Genomic DNA, 16622 nt, shown 5'->3' with positions numbered 1-16622 from the left:
TGACAAATTCTCTATTAAGAATGGTAAAATAATGAAAGCAGACTCACTTGTGAGGATGAACCGAGCTTTTTATCGTAAAGGAGTTCATTATGAGGATTGGTCTTGTAGATGATCGCAAAATTGACTTAGACAAATTAAATGGAATCATTTCAGGTATAGAAGGTGTGGAAATTATCTTCTCCACCACATCAGCAGAAGTAGCCTATGAACATATTAAAAAAGAAGAAATTGATTTATTAGTTGCAGATATTGAGATGCCGGACCTGTCCGGCTATGAACTGGGAGATATTATTCATTCACATGCCCTGAATATTTCAGTCATTTTTGTTACCGGAAATAGCGGCTATGCTGTTCATGCTTTTGAAATCAATGTACATGATTATATTATGAAGCCATACCCAAAGGAACGGCTCATCCAATCGATTGAACGGCTAAAGGAGAAAACAAAATCTGCCGAGATTAATGGACGGCTTTATATTAAACAGAAAAACAATATTCATATCATTCAAAAGAAGGATATCATTTTTATAGAAAGATCCGGAAGGTCCACGACCATCTATACAAAATCCGGGCAGATCAAAACATACCAAACATTGAATGAATTAGAGGGCGAGCTGCGTGAACGTGATTTCATTCGTTCACATCGATCATTTATCATCAATATTCACTATGTGTTGAACTTCTCTCTCTACGCAAAGAATTCCTATATTGTTACCTTTGAAGGTATTGAGGAACAAGCGATGATTACAAAGGAGAAAGTAGATTTTTTACAGCAAAATTATTTTTAAAGGTGGAAAAGACTTGATACTGAATAAAATATATTGGGCAACCATCGCTGTATTAGGATTCGTTCACCTGCGCTCAGTGCTGCTGAACCTTTCTTTTCAATTTCCAATTATCATTATTTGCCTATTTATTGTCTGTTTCATTTTTTTCTTATATAAAAAAGTCCCTGTCAAAGTTTCAATTTTAAGCTATATTTGGAATTCTAGCCTTTTTGTTATGCAGGCATTGCTTGTATTAATTTATATAACTGATAAACCTTCCTGGATTTTTCTCGTTCCTTTTCTTATTTTTATCGGGATTGAAACCGTGCGAATAATTTGGGCAAACCAGCTCACATCTTTTACTAAAAAGCTAAAGGAATTTGAAGAGCAAAATAACCAATTCAATGAAACATTTCGCCTTGTTCGAACCGAGAGACATGACTTTTTAAAGCATGTTTCGGCTATCCACTATTTACTGGAGGATGGAAAGTATTCGGAGGCAAAGGCTTATCTTGATGAACTTGTTGATGGGTATGAAGAGACGAATTTATCTATAAAAGGGGAACGTGTTGTAGTCGCAGGAGTTCTGCATAAACTGTACCAGCAGGCTAAAGCATCAGATATAGAGGTTGTTTACGATTTTGATCTGCCTTTATCAACACTCCCCCTATCAGACCAGCATGTAGTTGCTTTGATAGGCAATCTTTTATCAAATAGTATCGATGCATGCATCGATTGGCAAAAGAAGCATAAAGAACAAGCTTGCATCACATTGCAATTTTACAAAAGAAGCGGATTATATCTATTAATCTGTAAAAATAATAGTCTGCCAATCCCAGCCGATATTTTGGATGGATTGTTCCAAACATATGGAAAGACAACGAAAACAGGTGATCATGAAGGGTTCGGAACAAAGATCATTCATAATATTGTCAAGGATCACGAAGGATTTCTGGATTTCGTCTATAAGGAGCATGAATTCACAGTAAAAATTAAATTGCCGGCAATTTTAGGTTAAAGGAACGCCCTCCCTCAAGAATAGAGGAAGGGCGTTCAGCTTGTGTAATAACAAATCCGTTTCAATCATTAATTCCCCTAAGCCTCACGAAGTGACTGTTTTTTCATTTTCGCCTTGAGGCCTAGCAGAATCGGGATAGCTAGTAATGAGGAAAAGCACAATAATCCAAAAACAAGAATTGGTTTGTCATACCCATATGTTTCGAGCAGAAATCCGCCAAGCGCTGGCCCGATGACATTTCCAATCTGTGTAAACCCCATCGCCCCGAAATACGTACCCCGCAAATGTGGCTTTGCGATATTATCCATGAATAAATCTGTCATGCTGAACATTAACACTTCTCCAGCAGTGAAAACAAACATGACAATCATCCACACGAGTATTCCTCTAGCTAAACCAAAGCCAATTAAACCCAAGCTGATCATGATACTGCCTAACATGATGGAAGTTAAAGGCGAGTATTTTTTTCCAATCGATAATAGCGGATACTGGATGGAAATAACAGTAAGCGCATTAAATGCTAACAAAATCGAAAACGTCTTGGCTCCATTTTCAATAAGAGATGTGTTCGAGAGAAATTGAGGCAAAGTGGACGACAATTGGGAATATCCAGTAATCGCCAAAATAAACCCAATTAATGACCATAATAAAATGGAATCTGATTTGGTAATCCTAAATGCATCGATGATTTTCACACGATTACCAGAGCTTATATTTTCTTTTGATACTGTTTGATTCGAAGTTTTTCGATAGGTTAACAGAAGCGATAATCCGTATAGGGCATACACACCAGCCGCAATAAAAAAGGCAGAGGTGGATTTAGATGAACCTAAGTAAAATCCAAGAAGCGGACCGAAAATCACGCCGACATTAATCGCCGTATAGCGAAGGTTAAAAATAAGAAGTCGATTTTTCGGTTCTGTTAAATCCGCCAGCAAGGCTCTTGATGCCGGTTCAAAAGTAGAACGGCAGAATCCATTTAGCGCATTCATAAGAAAAAATCCCCAAACCGCTTCCACTAAGCCAAAGCCGATAAAAACAAAAGCCCATAGAAAAATTGAAATTAATAAAACCTTTTTCCTGCCAAATCGATCGGAAAAATAGCCGCCAAAAAAGCTCGTTGCAATCCCAACCAGTGAACTCACGGCGATAATAAGCCCTGTTTGAGTAGGTGATACCCCTTTTACATTTGTTAAATAAATAGCCAAAAACGGAATGCTCATGGAGGTTGCCATTCTTCCGAAAACCGTTCCAATGACAATATTCCATACAAGTGGATGCAAATTTTTAAGTGCTGTCATATTGTTTCCTCTAATCTATTTTCAATAGTGAATCTATTCTAGCCTTTTATGCAGATTATGGCAATATTTAAATAGTTTGATAGTTTCTATGCAAACTTTATGCTTAAATTACATTATAGAGAAATTTACGAGGAGGAAACACAATGCCGATAGATTTAAGAAGTGATACTGTTACAATGCCTACCGAAAAGATGAGAGATGCAATGCGCAATGCCGAGGTTGGGGATGATGTATATCATGATGATCCTACTATCAATCGTTTAGAGCAAATAGCGGCAGACTTACTCGGAAAAGAAGCCGCTTTATTTGTCACAAGTGGAACACAGGGAAATCAGGTAGCAGTATTGACCCATACACAGCGGGGAGATGAGGTTATCTTAGAGGAGAACTCCCATATTTTTTACTATGAAACTGGCGGCCTCGCAACCATCGCAGGGGTACAGGCAAAGACAATTAAAGGGATAAATGGGCAAATGCCTTTATCTGAAATAAAGAAAGCCATTCGCGGGAATGACATTCACTTTCCAAGAACTAGCTTAATTTGCTTAGAGAATACTCATGCATTTTCAGGCGGGCGGGTTTTGCCGCTTAGTTATATGGAAGAGGTTTATCAGCTTTCAAGAGAGTATCAGATTCCCATCCATTTAGACGGGGCAAGATTATTCAATGCAGCTACTCGTTTAAACGTTCATCCTAAGGAAATGGCCAAATATGCAGACTCCGTTCAGTTTTGTTTATCTAAAGGACTTAGTGCTCCAATGGGCTCACTATTAGTAGGAACAAAGGAGTTTATCAAAAGGGCCAGAAAGTGGAGAAAAATGCTCGGAGGCGGAACCCGTCAGGCAGGTATCATTGGTGCGGCAGGAATTGTGGCTCTAGAAGAAATGATTGACCGTTTGAAAGAAGACCATATTCATGCAAAGGCCCTTGCTAAAGGACTAGCCCTAATTGACGGAATTGACATCGATTTAGATAGTGTGGAAACCAATATTATCATGGTGGATATTGATCGACTCGGAATGGACTCCGAGGAATTTATCAAGCATTTAAGATATCAAGAGATTCTAGCAACCTCTTCTGGTCCATATCGAATCCGATTTGTGACACATAGAGGTATCACGAATGATGATGTCGAGAAGACAATAGAAGTTGTTAAAGCAATATGTGAGAATTCCAGACAGAAACAAATTTAGGCTTTGTAGGGGGATGTGGGGAGATCATCGCTGCCCGATAGGCGGGGCCCTCCCCCAATTGCCCTATAAACAATGCATCATACCCTCAGCCTCATCCCATTTCACCGAATAGCCTTGTCCTTTTGCACAAAATATAGAGGCGGATGTGAAATCAGGATCCGCATTTTTATCATACCCGATATGTTCAATGACCTCCTGCTCGTTATGACATCGGTCATAGCCTGCAAACGTTAATGCAATACGCCCTTTGCCATGAGTAAAAGAAGCCAGCACTGTTCCATAATCTATAAAGGTTGCAACCGGAACAATTCCCGTCAAAATTGCTTTTTCGCCCTCCGTCACTGGCGGATCAAAGCGGCCGTATGCCGTTTGAATATCCGATAACACCCTGCCCATTTGGTCTAAATCCACTTTGATTTTGAATTGATAGTAAGGTTCAAGCAATACGTTGCGTGCCTTTTCTAATCCTTGTCTTAAAGCCCGATAAGTGGCTTCCCGAAAGTCACCCCCATGGGTATGCTGATTGTGAGCTTTCCCGGTCAGCAGCGTAATCTTTAAATCTGTAAGAGGCGAGCCGGTAAGCACACCATGAACCTCCCGTTCTTGAACATGCTGGCCGACTAAATTTTGATAGCCAATGGATAAATGGTCAGTATGGCACTGACTTACAAAAACAATCCCGCTATTTCTTTTTCCTGGCTCTAATTTCACATGAACCTCTGCATAATGACGAAGCGGCTCAAAGTGCCCGTACCCAATCACTTCTGTTTCGATAGTTTCCTTATAAAGAACTTCAGGCTCTTCAAAAGCAATGTTTAAATGAAACCGATCTCTAACTAATTCCTCTAGCACTTCAAGCTGAATGGCTCCCATAACATGCAGGTGAATTTCCTGCAAACTCTCCTCCCACTTTACATTAAGCGAAGGGTCCTCTGCTTCAAGCATACGAAAATATCGCAAAACCTCTTTCACATTCACTCCAGACTCAAACACGACTTTTGAGCGAAGAGTTGGCACTATTTCGTATACAGCTTTTTCCTTTAGTGCCCCAACTCCATCACCAACGGATGCGCCTGTAATTCCTGTAACTGCAAAAAGTTCTCCAGCGCAAGCTTGATCGATTTGTTCATATTGACTGCTATTATAACGGCGAATTTGTGTTACCTTTTCCGTTATTCCATCGCCATAATTCATCTCTTCCCGTACACGTAGCGTACCAGTATAGGCCTTTATAAAAGTGATTCTTGTCCCATTTTTTTCATAACGAACCTTATAGACCCTGCCGGAAAAAGGCGTATTCAGAGGGAAGTTCGTCACTGATAGTAATTCCAATTTCTCTAGAAAGCTTTTCACACCTATATCCTGAAGAGCTGACCCACTTGATAGGGGAGAAATTTGAGCTGATTGAACCATTGTTTGCATTTTTTGGATCCATAATTGAGGTTCGTATCCTTTATCCAAATAGTATGCTAGTAATTCCTCATCCCTCTCAGCTAGGAATTCGATTAATTCATCCTCCATTATTCCATCAGTTAAAGAGGATGTTATGTCACAAATATCTACTGTTAAACTACTGCGTATTTCATCTAACACTCGGTCAATATCCGCACCAGCTCTATCAGTTTTATTAATAAAGAAAAAGGTTGGAATGCTGTGTTTTTTCAACAGATTCCAAACCGTCTCCGTATGACCTTCTACCCCCTCAACAGCACTGACGATAATAACGGCCAAATCCATCACCTGAATAGCTCGTTCCATTTCTGGAGAAAAATCGATGTGCCCCGGAGTATCAATTAAATAGTAGGTAGCATCCCCAAATTCAAAGATCCCTTGATCAGCAAAAACGGTAATACCACGCTGCCTTTCTATTTCATGGCTATCAAGAAAGGTACTTTGATGGTCAACCCGTCCCCGTTTCTTGATCGTTTTTGTATGGTAAAGCAGCTGTTCTGAAAAAGTGGTTTTTCCCGCATCGACATGAGCTAATATTCCAATTGTCTTGTTCATTTGTATGTTAACGCCCCTTATTCCGCTTAGGTCTGTTCTAGTAGTTATCATTATAGCAAGTTTGAGGTACAAGTGGGGCGGGGTACGGGTTCGTTTCCACTTTTTCGTAGATTCCCATAGAATTTGAACTCTTACACGCTTTTGTTCCGATTGCTTTTTCGAAACGCTGCAAATTCTTGTGCTGATTCGGTTAACCGTCTTTCCGTTTCCTCCATCATGTCAACAAGCAGTTCCTTCACACTTGGAACATCTTCGATTAACCCCGCAATCTGGCCACTGTTCATAAATCCATTTTCCAAATCGCCTTCAATCGCACCTTTAATATGTTTTTCTTCCGATGTCCATTCTGCATATTCCTCTAATGTCATTCCCGCTTTTTCCCGATCATGAAGAGTCTTCGCGTATGGTGTTTTTAAAATTCTTCTGACCTGACCAACACTGCGGCCAAAAATCATCGTTTCTGTGTCGCCTGCGTTAACAAGATTCTGTTTATATAAATCGTGAAATGGTGCTTCTTTTGTCGCGATTAGTCTAGTACCCATTTGCACTCCGCTTGCACCCAGCATCAGTGCTGCCGCTAGGCCTTTGCCGTCTCCGATGCCACCAGCTGCCAATACTGGTATGCTCACATGCTTCACAATTTGCGGAATAAGCGTAAATGTTGTTAATTCCAGACTAGAGTTAATCCCTGCGGCCTCATAGCCTTCCGCTACTAAAATATCCGCTCCAGCCGCTTCAGCTTTTTTGGCATGCTTTACTGATGCAACGAGGGCAATTACCTTCACACCATGTTCATGAAGCACTGGAATGTAAGGAGCAGGATTTCCCGCTGATAAGGATACAACTGGAATACGGTGATTAATCACGAGTTCAATTAGCTCCTTCGTATAAGGAGATACACTAACCGCGATATTTACAGCAAAAGGTTTATTCGTGCACTGCTTCGTTTCAAGAATAATTTTTTCTACTTCATTTGGTGCCATCGTGCCGCAGCCAATTGTCCCAAGACCTCCCGCTTCGCAAACAGCCGCTGTCAGCTGTGCATTGCTGATATTACCCATTCCACCCTGGATAATCGGGTATTTGATTTGAAGCAATTCACAAACAGATTTCATCATTATCCTTCATCCTTTCTCTATAAAAAGACTGCCCATCGCCTGCCTATATAATGGGCGGTTCTGGACAGCCTGTTTGAAAGTGTTGTTCAATAAATAGGACTATTCATTTACATTCTCAACAATAGCAGCAATTCCCTGGCCAACACCGATACACATTGTCGCAAGGCCATATTTTTCATCACGTTTCTTTATTTCATAAAGAAGTGTCGTTAAAATGCGGGCACCGCTTGCGCCAAGCGGATGTCCGAAAGCAATCGCCCCCCCATTAACGTTCACCTTACTTTGATCAAGTCCCAACCGATGAATACATTCAAGCGATTGAGATGCAAACGCCTCATTCAATTCGACCAGTCCCAAATCATCTACTGTTAAACCTGCCCGTTCAAGCGCTTTTCTTGATGCATAAATCGGACCAAGTCCCATAACGGCTGGCTCAAGCCCCGCTGTTGCACCTGTCACATATTTCGCCAGCGGCTTCAAGCCCAATTCTTTAGCTTTTTCAGCGCTCATCAATAGCAGGGCAGAAGCTCCGTCATTTACTCCTGAGGCATTGCCAGCTGTTACTGTACCGCCTTCAAAGAGCGGTCTGAGTTTGCCGAGCTTTTCCAGTGTAGAATCTGGGCGTGGATGCTCGTCTGTATTTACAATAATTTCATTTCCTTTACGGTCTTTGTAAATAACCGGGACAATTTCCTCTGAAAAACGATTTTCCTCCATCGCCTTTTTCGCACGCAGCTGGCTTTCAAAGGCAAATTGATCCTGGTCTCTTCGTGAAATATTATATCGCTGTGCGACATTTTCAGCCGTTTGCGGCATGGAGTCCGTGCCGTACATTTCTTTCAGCTTTGGATTCGTAAAGCGCCAGCCAATCGTTGTATCCTGCAATTCCATATTGCCGCGCGGATAGTCCTGAGAAGGCTTTGCCATCACGAGCGGTGCACGTGTCATACTCTCTGTTCCGCCCGCGATAAAAATATCACCTTCGCCAACAGCAATGGATCTTGCTGCATACAGGACCGCATCCAAGCCAGATCCGCACAGGCGGTTGATGGTCGTACCGCCGACTTCCACTGGAAGGCCCGCAAGCAAAGCAGACATTCTCGCTACATTTCGGTTATCTTCCCCGGCCTGATTCGCGTTGCCAAAAATAACCTCTTCAATTTTTTCTGGGGGAAGTTTAGGGTTTCTTTCGATAAGTGCCTTAATAACAACAGCACCTAGGTCATCTGGTCTTACATCTTTTAAAGCTCCTTTATATTTGCCTATCGGTGTACGGACAGCATCAATAATGACTACTTCTCTCATTTTTTTACCATCTCTTCCTTGTTCGTATAGTCATAAACACCTTTTCCGCTTTTTCGACCTAGACGTCCGGCCTTGACGTACTGTTCTAGTAGCGGTGCCGGGCGGTATTTCTCGCCAAGCTTTTCATGTAAATATTTTAGGTTGTTTAAACGGACATCAAGGCCGACAAGGTCAACGAGTTCAAATGGCCCCATTGGATAGTTCAAGCCAAGTTTAATCGCTTTATCAATTTCTTCAGGTGTTCCGAGTCCCTCCTGAAGCATATAAAACGCTTCGTTGCCGACAAGGGCACTAATCCGGCTCGTTACGAATCCTGGGAATTCATTAATTACGACTGTTTCTTTCCCCATTTTGACAGCTACTTCCCTGATGACATTTGCTGTTTCCTCACTCGTTTCCAAGCCGCGGACAATTTCTACGAGAGGCATTTTATGTACAGGATTGAAGAAGTGCATCGCGATTGTTTTTTCTGGTCGTTTGGCATAAGAAGCAATCTCTGTTGGACTCATTGTGGATGTATTAGTAGCAAAGATGCAGCTTTCAGATGCATGCTCTTCCATTATTTCAAACACTTGTTTTTTGATTGCTGCTATTTCAGGGACAGCTTCAATGATTAAATCAGCAACTGAAGCTGCTTTAGACAAGTTACTTTCATAGCCTAAATTAGCACGGGCTTTTACTGCTTCTTCTGGAGAAATTTTCCCCCGTAACAGGCCTTTTTCAAAAATCGAGCCAATTTCCTGCCTGGCATTTTGCAAAGCTGATTCATTAATGTCTACTAATGTGACTGAATATCCGCCAACTGCTCCAACATAGGCAATGCCTCTGCCCATTACGCCGGACCCTACAACCACAATGCGGGTGATCATATCGATTCTCCTCCTTATGCATTCAATGAGTATGGAAAGATAACCTTATTTCTCTGGGTCTTAACTAATATATTTATATTTACCTTGGCGAATTTTTCCTCAAAATAAAGCTTCTTACTCTGCGTGTATTACTTGTGTAACTAACCTTATTATTTTCCTAAAAAAATAGGCTTTCTTTTTTGCAAAAATGCTTCAATGCCTTCACGATGATCAGCTGTTAATCCAGCCGCTCTCTGGCCTTGTGCTTCGTGTTCTAGATAGTCTTCAAAGGATAGAGTGGAAACTGCTTTCAGTGAGCGTTTGATTAAACCTATCGCCTTCGTTGGCATAGATGCAAGGCGTGAAGCAAAGCTGCTTACCTCTTTCTCGAAAGCCTCCACTGGGATCATCCGATTCGCAAGGCCAATATGAACGGCCTCCTCAGCGGGCACTTTTTCTCCCAATATAGCGAGCTCTGCCGCCTTTGCATGACCAACGAGCTGACTTAGAAAATAGAGATTTCCAGAGTCTGGAATGAGCCCTACATGTATGAAAGCATTTACGAAACTCGCTTTCTCTGAAACTAGTCTAAAGTCACACGCAAGTGCAAGGGAAAATCCTGCTCCAGCAGCTACTCCATTTACTGCTGCGATAATCGGCTTTTCACATTGTCTCAATTGTTTAACCATCGGGCCGTAATGGTTTCTTAGCACATCGCCATGATCCATTTTTTCATCGACTTCTGATAAATCTTGGCCGGAACAGAACGCCCGGCCCTCGCCTGTAATAACTATGCAGCGTACCTTATCGTCCTTTGAAGCGCTTCTTACGGCGTCTTTTATTTCACGGTTCATTTGCGCAGTAAACGCATTAAGTTTGTCTGGCCTATTTAAGTAAAGCCAGGCAACTCCATCTTTAACGTCATAACGGATCGTTTCAAACATGCAATTCCCCCCTACTTTCCTTTATAATTCAGTTTTCTTTCCTTGCCTCCTATAAAACACTTACATTGAACAGTTCCATGTGAGGGTTTTTGCCTCGATTCCTACAAAACATTGCTTCGATCTTATCCCCTGCCTCATTCCGCCTGATAAATTGTTCTAATTTCTCTTTTCAGCCACCATTGTAAGATTGGCATTTCTGCCCCTCCTATTAAATCTATAGGAAATGATTAATTATATTACACCTTTATAACGCTATTGTAGTTTATCGTTATATGAATTGTAAATATATTCAGACATTTATAGAAAACTTTTTTCTCGACATAAATACCCGTTACTCTCAACCTCTTAGACTGCATAAAATTCTCTCATGATTCTTAAAATAATATGGATACTATCCGGTGATACTAAAAACAGGAACATTTAGGAGGATTCCCTATTGGATATATCATGGATGGCTTTTATGATGATTATTTTAGCAAGTTATCGTTTAACCCATTTAATCGTTTTTGATAAAATAGCAGAACCTTTAAGAAATCTTTTTTTAACGAAAAAGGAAACTCCCGACCATGAAATCAAAAAGGTACCAAAATCCATGATTGGTTACCTCTTAACCTGTTATTGGTGCACAGGAATTTGGTCTGCAATCCTGCTCTGTACAAGTTATCTTTTCCTTCCCTCCATTGCTAAATTTATTATTTTCATCCTTGCCATTGCAGGTGGACAAGCCATCTTGGAAACGTTTGTTGGGGTAAATATCAAAAGAACTGAATTGTATAATGAGCAAATAAAACATAATTCAAATTCCAATTAGAGAAGACCGACCCCAGGATTGAAAAACAAAGTCCAATCCCCCAGTACAGAAATACTTTAGTATACTGAGGGATTGGACTTTGAATATTCTCTATTAATACCTATCCTGCCGGCAACTTCATTTTATCCATGATTGTGGAAAAAAAGCTTTTGAAGGATACAATTTTGTTGCTTTTTTGATCAGAGCCTTCATTTATGATTTGACTATCTGTCAACCGTTCAAACATTTCTATTCCTTGTTCGTTATCTCTAGAATCCTTATCCAGTAGCTCGGAGGAGTAGATGTATTCCCCTTTCATAATGCTGTGTATCGAGGCGATTAACTCCTCGCTTGGGGTGTCCTTCAATAAATAACCTCTTACACCCGCTTTCAGGGCACCTTCAAAATAGCCTGTTTTTGCAAAGGTTGATAAAATAATTACCTTACACCCTGTTGTCATGCAGGCATCTACTACCTCAAGTTTGCTCATTCCGGACATGTCTATGTCCATAATACAAACATCGGGCTGCAATTGTTGTATAAGGATAAGGGTCTCTTCTCCATTCCTTGCCTGACCGACCACTTCCATGTCACTTTCCATATTTAGAAGCGAACCTATAACCCCTAACAGCATTTCCTGATCCTCAGCAATGACAATTCGAATCATTTACGTTCTCCCCTTATCTATATGCACCATTAAACAAAAGCTCCCTATAATTGGGGAGCCAGCTAAAGTTACAATTCAGGTTTTACTTGAACGGAAACTCTCTTTTCAACTAAAGCTTTAACTTCTTTAAAACTAACGAAATTCTTATTTTTCTCATCCCATAGACGGAATCGCAGTGACTTCAAACTTGTGGCAAGAGAGATCGTTGGAACGTTTTGTAAAGGAGGCGTATTATTGTGTGCCTCTTCTAGTTTATAATTTGGAACCCTCGGGCTTAAATGATGAACATGGTGAAAACCAATATTTCCAGTTAAGAACTGCATAAGTTTTGGAAGCTTGTAAAAGGAGCTTCCTTCCACTGCCGCTTTCACATATTCCCAATCTTTATCTTCTTCAAAATAAGAATCCTCAAACGTATGCTGTACATAAAACAGCCAAATGCCTACTGAACCAGAAAGTAGGAAAATCGATCCTTGAACAAGAAGGAATGACTGCCATCCTACAGCCCAGCAGAGCAATGCTACTAGAGCAGCGATAAGAACATTCGTCAAATAAGTATTCATGCGCTCCTTCTTTTTGGCACCTTTACGGTTAAATCTATTTTTAAGGAGGAATACATAAATAGGTCCTAATCCAAACATAACGAAAGGATTACGGTAAAAACGGTAAGCTAAGCGAAGTCTAAGCGGCGCCGCTAAATATTCATCTACTGTAAGCGTCCAAATATCTCCAGTGCCCCGTTTATCCAAGTTCCCGCTTGTTGCGTGATGAACGGAGTGTTCATGCCCCCACTGATCAAAAGGGAATATTGTTATAACACCCATGGCTGTTCCAACTATTCGATTAGCACGGCGATCTTTAAAAAAGGAATGATGGGTGCAATCATGAAAAATAATGAAAATTCTTGTTAAAAAACCTGCTGCAATCACAATAGGTACTAAAGCCAGCCAATAAGAAACGGACAGGCTTAAATAAGCAAGATACCATAATGTAATAAATGGAACGACCGTATTGATGAGCTGCCATACACTTTCTTTTGTCGTTGATTTTTCAAATGGAGCTACTTGTTTTCTCAAGTTCTTCGTATTTTGTAAGGTCATTTATTTTAATTCCTTCCTTGTTTCCCTTGTTAATTTAAATTATAAAGTAAGGGATTTGGAGTTGTTAGTAGCAGGTGTCATATACACGGCATGACAAACGTAATGTACAAGATCAATTTAAAGACAAATTCTGTAAAATGCATTCGCGGAATATAAGCAACAAAAGCCGCCATTTTAGGCTTAAATGGAGCAACCTCCTCATGAAGCTTCATTTTGATAACCAGTTGTTTTTTTAAAAATAAAATCCAACTTGGCCTCTATTTCAAGTATAATGAACGATATTCACATCATGCATATGATCATTCTTTGAGAGAATCCTATACATGAATTGGAAAAAATGAAAAATGAGGTTAATACATGAATGAAAAAAGTTTTGCTGATTACCATTTAAGTGATGAAATAAAGAGAGCACTAGCTGTATTAAAATATAAAACTCCCACACAGGTTCAGATTGATGTCCTGCCATTAGCACTCGAAAAGCAGGATCTTGTTGTTAAATCTCAAACAGGCAGCGGGAAAACTGCATCCTTTGGCATACCTATTTGCGAAATGATTGAATGGGAGGAAAAAAAGCCACAGGTATTAGTTCTAACACCAACGAGGGAGCTTGCTGTTCAAGTTCGTGAAGATATCACGAATATCGGAAGGTTTAAACGAATCAAAGCTACCGCCCTATATGGAAAAGAACCTTTTTCGAAACAAAAAGACGAATTAAAACAAAAAACTCATGCGGTCGTAGGTACACCTGGCCGTGTCATAGACCACATTGAAAGAGGAACCTTAGTTTTAGACCAAATAAAGTTTCTAATCATAGATGAAGCGGATGAAATGCTCAATATGGGTTTTATCGATGAAGTAGAAGCGATAATAAATGAACTTCCTTTAGATAGAGTAACGATGGTATTTTCCGCAACGCTGCCTAAGGATGTTGAAAATCTCTGTCATAAATATATGAAGGATCCTATTCATATTGAGATTGAGTCTACTGGGGTAACATCGGATACCATTGAACATCAGTTAATCGAGGTGAAAGAAGAAGAGAAAATTTCACTTCTTAAAGATGTTACGATCGTTGAAAATCCAGATAGCTGTCTTATTTTTTGCAGAACGAAAGAAAATGTAGATACAGTGTTTACCGAATTAGAAGAATCCAATTATTCTTGTGAACGAATCCATGGAGGGTTAGAACAAGAAGTGCGGTTTGCCGTTATGGATGGGTTCAAAATGGGAAATTTCCGTTATCTAGTGGCCACCGATGTAGCTGCAAGAGGAATTGATATTGATAATGTGACACTTGTGATCAATTTTGACGTTCCTCTGGAAAAAGAGAGCTATGTCCACCGTACAGGTAGGACTGGACGTGCCGGCAGCAAAGGCAAAGCGATCACGTTTGCAACACCTTATGAAGGAAAATTCCTGAAATCAATTGAAAAGTATATTGGCTTCGAGATACCTGTTATGGAAGCTCCTAAATATCAAGAAGTGGCTGCAGGAAAAGCTGCCTTCCAAGAAAAAATGAGTGGCCGCAGAGCCGTTAAAAATAATAAAACTGCCCGAATAAACCAAGATATCATGAAACTTCATTTCAGCGGCGGAAAAAACAAAAAGATTCGAGCTGTAGATTTCGTTGGAACGATTGCAAAAATCCCTGGAGTCACAGCAAATGATATTGGAATTATTACGGTCAAGGATCATCTGTCATATGTTGATATTCTTAACGGAAAAGGCTCACTAGTTTTACAAGCAATGGAGAATACAACAGTCAAAGGAAAGAAATTAAAAGTTAGTAAAGCAATAAAATAATTAAAAGACATAAAGGACGATTATAAACACAAATAATTGTCCTTTATCTATTCTATAAGAAACCTCTATTTATTTCCTCCCATGTAATTTCATTCCACATTGCATCATCCAAATACTTTTTCCCTTTTCAGAGGTGGTCATGACGAGCGATTTGTGTGAACTCTTATGTAAAAGCGTACTCTGAAGCCTCATGACGAAAGTTTCGGTGGTTTCCAATAAAAACAGCGTTCATGGTGAACGATTTTATTATACAATACAAATAATACCATTGCTTAAAGGAGGAGCACTTATGAAATCTTTAATTCGTGGAGAAAAGGTTAAATTGTCCGATTTCACCCCTTCCACTCAGCTTCAGGTCGAAATAAATGTTGCGTCCGGTTTTGAAGTTGACATTACGTGCTTTGGGTTAAACGAAAACAAAAAAATTGCCGATGACCGATATATGATCTTCTATAACCAGCTTCATTCACCTTTAAATGAAATTCAGCTGCAATCCCATAACAGCGGCAGCGGAACTTTTTTAATCGATTTATCCAAGCTGCCACCCACTTCTCAATATTTAGTCTTTACAGCAACCATTGACGGAAATGGAACAATGGGGATGATTTCTTCCGGATCTTTTGTCGTAAAAGCAAATGGACAGCCAATCATGGAATATTCTTTTCAAGGATCCGATTTCAGCAATGAAAAAGCAGTTATTATATCGGAAATCTATTATAAATCGCTTTGGAGGGTTTCTTCTGTTGGTCGAGGCTTTGATGGTGGACTAGCTGCCTTATTGAAGGATTTTGGCGGTGAAGTGGCTGAGGAGAGCCCACAGCAGCCTGCATCTTCGCCAGTTACACAAGCTGCACCAACTCCTCCCCCTCAGCCAATCAATACTAAAAGAATTATGTTAGAAAAGAAGATGGAGCAGCAGGCACCAAAAATTTTGGACCTTTCCAAAAAAGCAACAGTCAGCTTACAAAAGGTTGGCTTACAAAACCATCAAGCCAAGGTTGCACTTTGCTTAGACATATCAGGCTCAATGGCAAATCTGTACCGCTCCGGAAAAATCCAAGAATTTGCAGAAAGGATATTAGCACTCGGTACGCGCTTTGATGATGATGGCTCCATTGATATTTTCTTATTTGGGGCAAAAGCTCATGATGCTGGAGAATTGACGATTGATAACTTTAACGGCTTTGTCAATCGGTTAATTAGACAATATCCATTAGAGGGCAGCACGTATTATGGGAAGGTCATGAAAACAATCCGCAATCATTACTTTGGTTCAGCAGATAGGCGGAATAATCCTCTGCCTAATGACGTACCAGTCTATGTAATGTTTGTGACTGATGGTGCAACCTTTGATGAAAAGGAAACAATCAGCCATATTCAAAGCTCCTCTTACGAACCAATTTTTTGGCAATTTATGGCGATCGGAAAATCAAATAAAGGGACAAAGGCTAGAGGATTCTTCAGAGCGTTCCAATCCGATTTTTCCTTCCTGGAGGAGTTAGATAACTTAACAGGACGTTATCTGGATAATGCTAACTTCTTCAGTGTGGAAGATCCGCAAACGATTTCCGATCATGAGTTATATGATTTGCTTATGGCCGAGTATCCTGGTTGGGTTCGGGCTGCTTCTGATAATGGGTTGATTCTTAGAGAAACAAGCAAAATTCACTGATAAAAATATTTGTCTGAAAAGCAAAAAAGGGAAACACGGCTCACGATTGGCCATGATTCCCCTTTTTAATTGTACTAAAAAATGTAGTG

Annotated in this window: 14 protein-coding genes; 6 read left to right on the top strand and 8 right to left on the bottom strand. The window is 40.2% G+C overall.

What is annotated here, in order from left to right; translation table 11 throughout:
• Positions 1-86: 86 nt before the first annotated feature.
• Together V7122_RS17740 and V7122_RS17735 are read left to right on the top strand one after the other, a co-directional pair.
• Positions 87-788, top strand: coding sequence for a LytR/AlgR family response regulator transcription factor (locus V7122_RS17740; RefSeq protein WP_335348007.1), 702 nt, complete (start codon positions 87-89; stop codon positions 786-788).
• A 13-nt stretch (positions 789-801) separates the two neighbouring features.
• On the top strand, positions 802-1785 hold the full coding sequence (locus V7122_RS17735) for a sensor histidine kinase (RefSeq protein WP_335344185.1): 984 nt from the start codon (positions 802-804) through the stop codon (positions 1783-1785).
• A gap of 77 nt (positions 1786-1862) precedes the next feature.
• Here V7122_RS17735 and V7122_RS17730 read toward each other — a convergent pair whose 3' ends face one another.
• Positions 1863-3086: an MDR family MFS transporter gene (locus tag V7122_RS17730; RefSeq protein WP_335344184.1), complete on the bottom strand. Its 1224-nt coding sequence runs from the start codon at positions 3084-3086 to the stop codon at positions 1863-1865.
• Between the two features lie 143 nt (positions 3087-3229).
• On the opposite strand from V7122_RS17730, the gene ltaE reads away from it, so the two are divergent.
• On the top strand, positions 3230-4279 hold the full coding sequence (gene ltaE, locus V7122_RS17725; RefSeq protein ID WP_335344183.1) for a low-specificity L-threonine aldolase: 1050 nt from the start codon (positions 3230-3232) through the stop codon (positions 4277-4279).
• 63 nt (positions 4280-4342) lie between these two features.
• On the opposite strand, the gene V7122_RS17720 is transcribed toward ltaE, so the two are convergent.
• From V7122_RS17720 to V7122_RS17700, 5 genes are all read right to left on the bottom strand, one after another.
• Positions 4343-6286 carry a translation factor GTPase family protein gene (locus V7122_RS17720; protein WP_335344182.1) on the bottom strand — a complete coding sequence of 648 codons (1944 nt, stop codon included), beginning with the start codon at positions 6284-6286 and terminating at the stop codon, positions 4343-4345.
• A 131-nt stretch (positions 6287-6417) separates the two neighbouring features.
• Positions 6418-7401 carry an NAD(P)H-dependent flavin oxidoreductase gene (locus V7122_RS17715; RefSeq protein ID WP_335344187.1) on the bottom strand — a complete coding sequence of 328 codons (984 nt, stop codon included), beginning with the start codon at positions 7399-7401 and terminating at the stop codon, positions 6418-6420.
• 102 nt (positions 7402-7503) lie between these two features.
• Positions 7504-8709, bottom strand: a complete 1206-nt coding sequence (locus V7122_RS17710) for an acetyl-CoA C-acyltransferase (RefSeq protein ID WP_335344181.1) — start codon at positions 8707-8709, stop codon at positions 7504-7506.
• Complete coding sequence (locus tag V7122_RS17705; protein WP_335344180.1) at positions 8706-9578, bottom strand: 3-hydroxyacyl-CoA dehydrogenase; 873 nt, start codon at positions 9576-9578, stop codon at positions 8706-8708. The genes V7122_RS17710 and V7122_RS17705 overlap by 4 nt, the downstream gene beginning before the upstream one ends.
• Positions 9579-9727: 149 nt before the next feature.
• On the bottom strand, positions 9728-10501 hold the full coding sequence (locus tag V7122_RS17700) for an enoyl-CoA hydratase-related protein (protein ID WP_335344179.1): 774 nt from the start codon (positions 10499-10501) through the stop codon (positions 9728-9730).
• 451 nt (positions 10502-10952) lie between these two features.
• Here V7122_RS17700 and V7122_RS17695 point away from each other — a divergent pair, with 451 nt between their 5' ends.
• The gene (locus V7122_RS17695; RefSeq protein WP_335344186.1) at positions 10953-11312 is read left to right on the top strand and encodes a DUF1360 domain-containing protein; all 360 of its coding nucleotides are present in this window, start codon (positions 10953-10955) and stop codon (positions 11310-11312) included.
• 100 nt (positions 11313-11412) lie between these two features.
• On the opposite strand, the gene V7122_RS17690 is transcribed toward V7122_RS17695, so the two are convergent.
• The gene (locus V7122_RS17690; protein WP_335527927.1) at positions 11413-11958 is read right to left on the bottom strand and encodes a response regulator; all 546 of its coding nucleotides are present in this window, start codon (positions 11956-11958) and stop codon (positions 11413-11415) included.
• A gap of 68 nt (positions 11959-12026) precedes the next feature.
• A complete protein-coding gene (locus V7122_RS17685) occupies positions 12027-13058 on the bottom strand; it encodes a fatty acid desaturase (RefSeq protein WP_335527923.1) in 1032 nt (343 codons plus the stop codon).
• Between the two features lie 357 nt (positions 13059-13415).
• Here V7122_RS17685 and V7122_RS17680 point away from each other — a divergent pair, with 357 nt between their 5' ends.
• Positions 13416-14861 (top strand): DEAD/DEAH box helicase, encoded by a 1446-nt coding sequence (locus V7122_RS17680; RefSeq protein ID WP_335527919.1) that lies wholly within the window; start codon positions 13416-13418, stop codon positions 14859-14861.
• A gap of 289 nt (positions 14862-15150) precedes the next feature.
• Complete coding sequence (locus V7122_RS17675; RefSeq protein ID WP_335527916.1) at positions 15151-16533, top strand: VWA domain-containing protein; 1383 nt, start codon at positions 15151-15153, stop codon at positions 16531-16533.
• Positions 16534-16622 lie beyond the last annotated feature (89 nt).

The organism is Bacillus sp. JJ1532 (assembly GCF_036965085.1).
Lineage (GTDB): Bacteria > Bacillota > Bacilli > Bacillales > Cytobacillaceae > Cytobacillus.
Note: the sequence above shows the minus strand (reverse complement) of the source record. Positions and strands in the feature narration are given on the sequence as shown.

What these genes read in the sequence shown, in the direction of transcription:
- V7122_RS17685 (WP_335527923.1), bottom strand. Translation starts at nt 13,058, where the DNA reads ATGACCTTACAAAATACGAAGAACTTGAGAAAACAAGTAGCTCCATTT.
- V7122_RS17675 (WP_335527916.1), top strand. Translation starts at nt 15,151, where the DNA reads ATGAAATCTTTAATTCGTGGAGAAAAGGTTAAATTGTCCGATTTCACC.
- V7122_RS17720 (WP_335344182.1), bottom strand. Translation starts at nt 6,286, where the DNA reads ATGAACAAGACAATTGGAATATTAGCTCATGTCGATGCGGGAAAAACC.
- V7122_RS17680 (WP_335527919.1), top strand. Translation starts at nt 13,416, where the DNA reads ATGAATGAAAAAAGTTTTGCTGATTACCATTTAAGTGATGAAATAAAG.
- ltaE (WP_335344183.1), top strand. Translation starts at nt 3,230, where the DNA reads ATGCCGATAGATTTAAGAAGTGATACTGTTACAATGCCTACCGAAAAG.
- V7122_RS17700 (WP_335344179.1), bottom strand. Translation starts at nt 10,501, where the DNA reads ATGTTTGAAACGATCCGTTATGACGTTAAAGATGGAGTTGCCTGGCTT.
- V7122_RS17705 (WP_335344180.1), bottom strand. Translation starts at nt 9,578, where the DNA reads ATGATCACCCGCATTGTGGTTGTAGGGTCCGGCGTAATGGGCAGAGGC.
- V7122_RS17690 (WP_335527927.1), bottom strand. Translation starts at nt 11,958, where the DNA reads ATGATTCGAATTGTCATTGCTGAGGATCAGGAAATGCTGTTAGGGGTT.
- V7122_RS17730 (WP_335344184.1), bottom strand. Translation starts at nt 3,086, where the DNA reads ATGACAGCACTTAAAAATTTGCATCCACTTGTATGGAATATTGTCATT.
- V7122_RS17715 (WP_335344187.1), bottom strand. Translation starts at nt 7,401, where the DNA reads ATGAAATCTGTTTGTGAATTGCTTCAAATCAAATACCCGATTATCCAG.
- V7122_RS17695 (WP_335344186.1), top strand. Translation starts at nt 10,953, where the DNA reads ATGGCTTTTATGATGATTATTTTAGCAAGTTATCGTTTAACCCATTTA.
- V7122_RS17710 (WP_335344181.1), bottom strand. Translation starts at nt 8,709, where the DNA reads ATGAGAGAAGTAGTCATTATTGATGCTGTCCGTACACCGATAGGCAAA.